Source organism: Bacillus sp. AFS001701 (assembly GCF_002559405.1).
GTDB lineage: Bacteria > Bacillota > Bacilli > Bacillales > Bacillaceae_G > Gottfriedia.
Window position 1 is genome coordinate 1 of record NZ_NTZO01000648.1, and the last position, 594, is coordinate 594.

General features: G+C 30.1%; 1 protein-coding gene. It reads left to right on the top strand.

All coding sequences use genetic code 11. The features are described from left to right. On the top strand, nucleotides 1-594 hold a 594-nt coding region (locus CN514_RS24335; RefSeq protein ID WP_098234772.1), incomplete at both ends, for an AAA family ATPase.

A 594-nucleotide genomic window follows, 5' to 3' on the forward strand; every position in this document is an offset into this window, starting at 1 on the left:
GAAGAACCTTATAATAATTTAAATGTACTTGAGAATATTTGCTATATCCAAGAAAATCATCCATTTGGTCATAATTGGAGAATAGATGATTTGTTAAAATACGGAAGGTACTTTCATCCTGATTGGGATCGAGAATTTGCTGAACATTTAGTTCAAGTTTTTGAATTACCTAAGAATAAAAAAATCACTAAGTTTTCAAAAGGAATGAAAACGGCAGTGCAAATTATTTTAGGATTAGCTAGCAACGCAAAAATAACAGTTCTCGATGAGCCGACTAATGGATTAGATGCAGTTAAAAGAAAACAGTTTTATGATGCATTAATGGAAAGCTATGAAGAAAATCCGAGACTCATTTTACTTTCAACACATCATATCGAAGAAATTCAAGCATTATGTGAAACGATCGTTGTAGTAAATGATGGAAAAGTATTATTTCATGAACAAATGGAAGTTATGCGGGAGAAAGGTATTATTCTTTCTGGCAATATAGAGTCAATAGAACATGTAACGAAAAATATTTCTATACTTGAATCCTCAAAAATCAGTTCCACTAAAAAAGTAATGATTGATGAATTATTTACAAATGAATGGAAA